At 55.4% G+C, this 4,542-nt stretch carries 4 protein-coding genes and 1 pseudogene; all 5 read right to left on the bottom strand.

Features of this window, described 5'->3' with window-relative positions:
- Window positions 1-403 precede the first annotated feature (403 nt).
- The gene (locus FHX09_RS29205) at window positions 404-748 is read right to left on the bottom strand and encodes a response regulator (protein WP_184451104.1); all 345 of its coding nucleotides are present in this window, start codon (window positions 746-748) and stop codon (window positions 404-406) included.
- A 108-nt stretch (window positions 749-856) separates the two neighbouring features.
- Window positions 857-1,087 (bottom strand): hypothetical protein, encoded by a 231-nt coding sequence (locus FHX09_RS29200; protein ID WP_184451103.1) that lies wholly within the window; start codon window positions 1,085-1,087, stop codon window positions 857-859.
- Between the two features lie 12 nt (window positions 1,088-1,099).
- Complete coding sequence (locus FHX09_RS29195) at window positions 1,100-2,365, bottom strand: acyltransferase (protein ID WP_184451102.1); 1,266 nt, start codon at window positions 2,363-2,365, stop codon at window positions 1,100-1,102.
- A gap of 25 nt (window positions 2,366-2,390) precedes the next feature.
- Entirely contained in the window at window positions 2,391-4,340 is a 1,950-nt protein-coding gene (locus tag FHX09_RS29190; protein WP_184451100.1) for an acyltransferase family protein, read from the bottom strand.
- Window positions 4,337-4,542, bottom strand: a pseudogene (locus FHX09_RS29185) (UDP-glucuronate 5-epimerase); the annotation flags it as partial. The pseudogene FHX09_RS29185 and the gene FHX09_RS29190, both read right to left, overlap by 4 nt.

The raw sequence follows: 4,542 nt of genomic DNA, 5'->3' as shown, positions 1-4,542 counted from the left end.
ATCTTCATCCATGATTTGGTGTCCACCTATTTTGGTGGACACTTCATGCCTCAGAGCGCTGCGCCTCAAAAGGCGCACCGAAATTCGCGCTTACGGATCTCAAAGCGTGCAATGTCGTTCCACCGGCTGTAAAGCTAACCGCGGGCTGAGGTCCGACACTCTTCAAGGCCGGTGACGTAAGCGACGATAAAAAATCGCCCGCTCGAAAGGCGGGCCAGGCAGGAGGTGGCTAACAGGAGGACAACTCCGATACAAGGCGTATTCGAAACCACTAAAGCAGACAAATACGAAACGATGCATGTTTCAGCTGGCCATCGATGATTTAGTCCGTTTCTAGAAGTGGTGCTCCAATCAAAAGCTGATCGAGATTGCCAGTGCTCGTATCATCGGTGTTGGAGCGTGATCAGGCGTAACCTCGCACCATCCCGCGAATGGTTGCCACTACTTGTCGGCTTTCGTACGGTTTGGCGATATAGCGCGTGCCCGAAGGCAGGTCCCTGCCCGAAACCGCATGCTCTCCCGACGTTAGCAGAATTCTCACAAACGGCCATCGACGTTCCACCAGTCTTGCAAGAGCGACCCCATCAAATCCCCCAGGCATTCGAATATCGCTCAATACGGCTTCGATGTTCATATTTGCTTCGAGCTCCCGCAGCGCCTCGGTGGCGTTACGCGCTTCGATCACAGTCATCGCGGCATCCTCAAGTTCCGCGCGCAGTGCCGTCCGCACCGACAACTCGTCGTCCACGATGAGGATCGTAATGGCGTTCCTATCTAACTTTCCCATCTGCCACCTAATGAATTTGAGTTTTCACGAGCACGATCTGATGTCCGGGCGAAGAGCACTTCGCTGTTTTCAGCGCCCTGACGTCTGGCCACGAGCAGCACATGCCAGCGCAAGTCGCTGATATTGGGCTTTGACGTCCTCGTCGGTGGCAAGGCGGTACGATGCGCGCTTAACTTCGACCAGAACACTCCTTGCACTGGAGATTTCAACCGATGAAGACGTGGCCGAGCTCAGGATCGAAGCAGCAAACAGGGCCATTTCATCAACACTCTTGGGGCAGTCTAGGTCATTGGTATTCATCAATTTTCTCCTTCATGATCGCAGGGATTGAACTTCCAGGTCTTCAGGCTCTCCAACCGACGCTTTTTTCGTCCCGGCTGGACGTTCCTCGTCATGCCCGCTTTGGCCGCCTGGCCTTAAGGTCGTGCTTTGTCGCCCGACTATTCTCGAAAGAGCTATCGACGGACGTTCGACGATCACGAACAAGATCGTTGCGGCAATGAGACTGAGCGTCGGGGCAATGATAAGGAAGGTGCCGTCGCCTATTTCGCCCCCCGCCAGTCGCAATACCGCCAGCGAAACAGGCATGTGAACGAGATACAGTGAATAGGATATTTTTCCCAGAAACTGGATCGGTGCCAACTCTAGCCCTTGCTTCAACGGCTCGATGCGCAAAATGCAGTAGATCGCGCAACCCGCCGCCAGACTTAGGAGGAGGTCGCTATGGGTAAGAATGCCTCCAAGCCAGAACGCAAGGAGAGCGAACACAATGAATAATGTGAAGCGCCGAGCTCCGTTTACCGACCAACTCCCTTCGCTTTGATGCAGGCAATGGCAGATCACGCACCCGAAAAGAAACGACCCCAGATAGTGGAGTGTCGCCAGTAGCGAACCAAGCGGCGTCTCCCCATAGAAAACTGGGTTTGGTAGCCCGAACAGGGACAGTGAGATCGACGAAAAAGCGTAGAGGAGAAAAATCAGGATGATATTGCTGTGAAGCGAATATCGCTTGAGCGAATACATGAACAAGGGGATGAAGAGCCCGGCCCGCATTTCGTATACGAGGCTCCACAATGGAGGATCCAGGTCCGTGTCCGTTCGACTGACGCCGATTAGCAAGATGTGTCGCGCCAACAGTTCGACGTTGATCGGAAGCTTCCATAAGTCGACAAACGCGCCAGAGAGCATCTCGACGGGCAGGTCCGGCGTCACCACGCGAAGCACGGTTGCGGTCGCGACGACGGCTGCCACGCTCGGCACAAGACGCACCAGCCGGCCCAGCTGAAACCGCCAGTATGAATTGTTCTTCCCCAGGGTGTAGCGAATGGCGAGAGCAAACCCACTGAGAACAAAAAAGAAGATGACGCTTAGGTGACCGAGCGTAAGGAAAGCCTTCAACGCGTTCAACTGCAGAGGCGACAGGTCATAGTGGCGATATGCCCTCGATAGGCCGTGGCACAGCACTACCACAAAGGCGGCAACGCCGCGTGCACCGTCGAGGGCATGATATCGCGGTGTATTCGTTGTCATAACAAATCCCCCTGATGGATCACACGCCGATAGCTTGCCTTTGATCAAGGAGCCCTGCCCGGCAGCAGCCCCTTCACATCGTCATGTTCAGTGCCCCCAGGACCTTTGGCCCAAACCTCTGTTCGCCTGCGACGCTCCAGTGGTCGGCATCGATGAAGTAGACATTCTGGCAGTCGACAAGATCCAGTCGCGCATTGAAATTCAGCGCGTTGATCGTCGACACGTAGGATATTCGCCTTTCGCGGGCCAACTCGTGGACTGTTTGGTCAAGGCGCGTATAGGACGGGACCACAAAGGAATTGGGCAGATCAGTCGAGCCGTCGCAGCCGTTTGCAACAAGCTGGTTATGTGTGACGTGCGGATCTATCCACGGACCTGACCAAACGACATTCACGTGACTCGCAAGCTTGCCGAGATAAGTCAGCGTCAGGTCGATACGAGATTGGCTGACGGGGAACGGTCGGTCGGTGTAGCGTTGGAACATGTCCCGACTGCCGATGGCTCCGTCCGGGGCATCGAGAAGATAAAAACCTGCCTGCATGTAGATGACTCTATCTATCGAACCAGCGTTCGTTGTGACGAAGTCCAACAATTCACCATAGAAGCATTGGGGATTGGATTCGACCGCTCGGCAAAAGCCCTTGTTTATCCCTATGACAAACGGCCGACCTGAAAGCGGCGCGATCGCGTCGAACAGGTTACCGGCATGCGAATCACCGACAATTATGGTTGCGGTGCCATGCTCTTCGGCACAATCGGCAAATTGGCGACGGAAGATCTCGTTAAGCTTACCCGTGCGAAACACGCATTCAGTGAACTTGTTGCTGTCGGCGACCTTATCGATGCGACCGCGTTCCTCCAGCAGATTTCGATAGACGACCGCCTGCTGAGGCGAAAGCCGTGCAAGCGTCCACGAGGGGAAGCCTGCGTTCAGGTGCGCCACTGCGCCAAGTGATATCAGAATAAGACTGCCACATGCGGCTGAAGCAAAGACCGTACGTGACCGATAGCGGGCCCTTCGGAATGGTTGCTCGACAAGCTTCCAGGAAATCGCTGCCAACACAAAGCTCAGCGCGATCAGCCCCACCATCTCGAGGCGAGATGGCTCAACGACGCGGGCATATCTGTACAGGGCAAATATGGGCTGGTGGACCAGATAGAGACTGTAGCTGATCAGGCCGACCGCGACCGCAACCGGCGAGCCGAGGACCCTGCCGATCAAATTAGAGGGCTGTGCGAAGCGAATGACCAGAACGGCCCCGCAAACCGGAAGCAATGCCCATCGCCCCGGAAATGGAGTCTCGAGATCGAGACTAACGATGGCATAGGCAATCAGCAGAAGACCAACCGCCGCGCCTGTCGACGCGACACGTCCGGCCGGGCGCGCGCGTCCTGTCTCATAAAGCGCAAGGAGCGCACCTGCTGACAGTTCCCATGCTCGAAAGGGCAGAAGGAAGAAAGCGCTTGCTGGAAATCGCAAGGAAGCAATCTCGGCTGCCGCAAAGCTTGCGGCGGTCAAAAAGGCGATGACTGCAAACTGGTTTCGTCGGCCCCGCTTGGCAAGGACAGCCAGAAGCAGAGGAAAGAGGACGTAGAACTGCTCTTCCACTGCGAGCGACCAGGTGTGCAGCAGCGGCTTGAATTCTGCATTTGGCGCAAAGTAATTGGTCTCATGCCAGAACAAGACGTTCGACATGAAGGTGAGCGTTGCGATGACACTTTGTCCGAAGTCCTTAAGATCGTCAGCGTAAAGGACAAACGCAGCGGCGATCGCCGAGACGATGATAGTGGCAAAAACTGCGGGATAAATGCGTCGAATACGACGATTATAGAAGCCGACGACCGAAAGGCTGCCTTGCTCGATCTCCTTCAGCAAAATACCGGTGATGAGGTATCCGCTGATCACGAAGAAGATGTCAACACCGACATACCCCCCGCTAAAGGGATAGATCGCGGCATGAAAGAAGAGAACCGGAACAACGGCGATTGCTCTTAACCCGTCAATCTCTGCGCGATAGTTCATCGGACGACCTCCACTTCGCGATCGAGTTCGCTACGTGCTTCCAGATACCAGTCGACAAAAGCCTTCACGCCGACATCCAGTGTCGTCTCCGGCTTGTAGCCGGTCAGAGCCAGCAGCAAATCGGGGCTGGCGAAGGTGCGCGGCACGTCACCCTTTTGCATTGGCAGCATCTTGCGTTTCGCCGATTGGCCAAGTGCCTTTT

It is taken from the genome of Rhizobium sp. BK538 (genome assembly GCF_014197575.1).
Classification (GTDB): Bacteria; Pseudomonadota; Alphaproteobacteria; order Rhizobiales; family Rhizobiaceae; genus Rhizobium.
Note: the sequence above shows the minus strand (reverse complement) of the source record. Positions and strands in the feature narration are given on the sequence as shown.